We start from the raw sequence: 3320 nt of genomic DNA on the forward strand, positions 1-3320 counted from the left end.
CCCCGGCCGTGCGGGCGTTGTAGAGGCTGTCGATGGTTGCCTGGTTGGCGGTTGATGCGGATTCCAGCTCTTGCCGCCACTTTTGGTAGGCCTCCAGCTGTGTGCGGAGCCGGTCAAAGCTGAAGGGCTTGACGAGGTAATAGACTGCGCCGCTGGACATGGCTGATTTGACGGTGGCCAGGTCCTGGGCGGCGGTGATGATCATGCAATCAACCGGGGTTCCGGCCGCCTGCAGGGATCGCAGCAGGGAGAGCCCGTCTTCGTCCGGAAGGTGCACATCCAGCAAGAGCAAGTCCGGGTTGAGACGCGCGATTGCCTCCCGCGCGGCCGCGGCGCTGTACACCTGGCCCACGCATTCGAAACCGTCAACCCTGGCCACGCGGGCCGCGTGGATCCCGGCGACCCGGAAGTCGTCGTCAACTACCAATGTCCTGATCAATGTCCGCGCTCCTGTCCTTGTCCGGAAGGTGGGGGTTTGGCGGCAGCCATACCTCAAAGTTGCCGCCGGGCCCCGGGAACACGTCGAGGGTTCCCCCTGCCCGGTGGACGATCCTCCGCACCAGGGCCAGCCCGATTCCGCGCCGCATGCCAGGCCGCGGGTCCTTGGTGGAATAGCCGTCCACCACCACCTGCTCGATCTTGTCTGCCGGGACGCCGGGGCCGTTGTCGCGCACGGCGATGAAAACGCCGTCGGCGTCGTCAAACTGTACCGTCACCGTGCGCGGCCGGGTCGTCTTGGCCAGCGCGTCCACGGCGTTGTCCAGGAGGTTGCCCACGATGGTCAGCAGTTCCGCCTGGTCAACCTGGGGACGTTCCAGCCGGGACCCGGCGGTCACCTCCATGTGCACGTCCTGTTCGGCGGCAACGGTGATCTTGGCCAGCAGCAGGGCCGCCAGCTCCGGCGGCGCAATCCTTGCGCGCAGCCCTTCGCCGAGCGACCTGGACATGGAGGATATTTGCGAGACGTAGCTCTTGGCCTGCTCCACTTCCCCCATCTCCAACAGGCCGTCGACGACGTGCAGCCGGTTGGCGTATTCGTGCTCCAGGGCCCGCATTGCCTCCATCAGGCCCCGGACGGAATGCAGGTCACGGACCAGCGCCTCGATCTCCGTGCGGTCCCGCAAGGTGACGACCGAACCGATGCTCCGCCCGGCGGTCGCAACGGGCATGCGGTTGACCACCAGCAGGGCGTCCTCCGTCAGCGCCACCTGGTCGGTGCCGGAGAGCTTGCCGGTGAGCAGGTCCCGGAGCCGCCCCTCCGGAACCAGCTCGGCAACCGGTCTTCCCAGCGCCGGTTCCTCGATCTGGAGCAGCCGCCGGGCCTCTCCGTTGATCACTGTCACCTTCCCGTCGTCGTCAAGGCCGACGACGGCCTCCCGGATCCCGTGCAGCAGCGCCTCCCGCTCCTGCAACAGGGAGGCGATCTCAGCCGGCTCCAGGTTGAACGTGACACGCTTGATCCGGCGGGAGAGCAACAGCGAACCGCCCACGCCCAGGGCCAGGACCAGGCCCGAGAACCCGGCGATCAGCCAGATGTTCTGGACCTGTGTGTCCAGGACCTGGGTGTCCTCGATGCCCACCGACACCTGGCCTATCACCGTGCCGTCCGCCCCGAAGACCGGGGCCTTGGCGTTCGCCGACCTGCCCAGGCTGCCCGGGTCGAACCCCACATGGGTTTCGCCGTCCAATACGGCGACGGGTTCCTCCAGTTTCTGGCCGATCAGGGCCGGGTCCGGGTGGGAGAACCGGATGCCGTTGCGGTCGGTGACCACCACATAGGAGGACTGCGCGGCGGCCGTGATCTCCCGGGCGAGCCCGTCGATGATGTGCTGGGGATCCCGGGCCGCGAGGGCGGAGCGGATCTCGGGCATCTGCGCGGTGGTGGTCGCAATGCCCAGGGCACGCAGCTGATACTGCCGGTCCAGGGTCTGGTTGCTGATCATCGTGAACAGAACCCCGCCCAGAACCACTGTGAGCAGCAGCAGCGAGAGCGATCCCAGGAGGATCTGGGTGGTCAGGGTCGAAGAACGGCCGGCCCGGAGGCGCTGTGCCACTGACGCCTGGCTCACCGGGATCCGCACCCCGGACGGGCATTTACGCTATTGCAGAAAACGCACAAAACGTGCACTTTTGCGGTTAAGGCGCACAACTTACTGAAGACTTCTGGCCCGAATGATCACTTTCTAAGCTTGACATAGTTCCGGTGATCCACATCACGCAGGAAAGCGACTCCCCGGGAAGGGATTCGAGTGACAGCGCTGTCAGAAGGACAAAGAAGTAGCCGCACGGCCGCCGTTCCGGCCCCCCTGCTACCCGAGTTCACGGCCGCCCACCCCAGTCCGGTATGGGCGGGCTTGAAGACGTCAGTGTGCGCCGGCTTCACAACCAACACCGCAGTTCCACGACGCGGCTGAACCGGAAAGAAGCACCGGACCGTCTCGAGTCCCTGACGCACCACAGTGGCGCTTCAGATCCCGGGTGGTCAAAGAACCGAAAGACAGAGAGGTCTTAGCAACATGGATGCCAACCATCCCCACCGGCCCCCCGCGGCCCCCGAGAGAGCCGAAGGGGCGGGTATCGACATTGTCGGGTTGACCAAGCGTTACCTGACGCCCAAGGGCGAGACCTTCACGGCCATCAATGACGTGACGCTCAGGGTCGAACCGGGCGAGTTCTGCGCGATCGTCGGACCGACGGGCTGCGGCAAGTCCACCACGCTGGCCCAGGTTTCCGGCCTGGAGCGGCCAAGCGCCGGCTCGGTGAGGGTCCACGACCAGATCGTCGACGGCATCACCAACGGCGTCAGCTACATGTTCCAAGCAGATGCGCTCTTCCCCTGGAAGACCGTCCTCGGAAACGTCCTGATCGGCCCGGTCCTGCTCGGGACGCCCAAGAAGGAAGCCACCTTGCTCGCCAGGGACTGGCTGCGCCGCGTGGGCCTGGCCGGCTTCGAGGACCGCTATCCGCACCAGCTCTCCGGCGGCATGCGCAAGCGCGTCGCCATGGCGGCCGCGCTGATCAACAACCCCCGGATCCTGCTGATGGATGAGCCGTTCGGCGCCCTCGACGTACAGACCAAAGCCATCATGCAGAACGAACTGCTCCAGCTCTGGGAAGAACTGCGCCCCTCCGTCCTGTTCATCACCCACGACCTCGACGAGGCAGTAGCACTCGCCGACAAGGTCGTCATCATGACCAGCAGCCCCGGCACCATCAAGGATGTCTTCAACATCGACCTTCCCCGGCCGCGCGGCGATGTCCAGCAGATCCGCCACGAGGAGCGCTTCCTGGAGCTCCAGGGCCGGATCTGGGAATCCCTG

Annotated in this window: 3 protein-coding genes; 1 reads left to right on the top strand and 2 read right to left on the bottom strand. The window is 65.8% G+C overall.

All coding sequences use genetic code 11. The annotated features are described in order from the left end of the window. Both AHiyo1_RS19210 and AHiyo1_RS19215 read right to left on the bottom strand, forming a co-directional pair. On the bottom strand, window positions 1-439 hold a 439-nt coding region (locus AHiyo1_RS19210; RefSeq protein WP_216363253.1), incomplete at its 3' end, for a response regulator. After that, on the bottom strand, window positions 417-2069 hold the full coding sequence (locus tag AHiyo1_RS19215; protein ID WP_113990713.1) for an ATP-binding protein: 1653 nt from the start codon (window positions 2067-2069) through the stop codon (window positions 417-419). The genes AHiyo1_RS19210 and AHiyo1_RS19215, both read right to left, overlap by 23 nt. A gap of 447 nt (window positions 2070-2516) precedes the next feature. On the opposite strand from AHiyo1_RS19215, the gene AHiyo1_RS19220 reads away from it, so the two are divergent. Beyond that, the coding region (locus tag AHiyo1_RS19220; RefSeq protein ID WP_059389623.1) for an ABC transporter ATP-binding protein at window positions 2517-3320 on the top strand (804 nt) is incomplete at its 3' end.

Source organism: Arthrobacter sp. Hiyo1 (genome assembly GCF_001263615.2).
Lineage (GTDB): Bacteria > Actinomycetota > Actinomycetes > Actinomycetales > Micrococcaceae > Arthrobacter.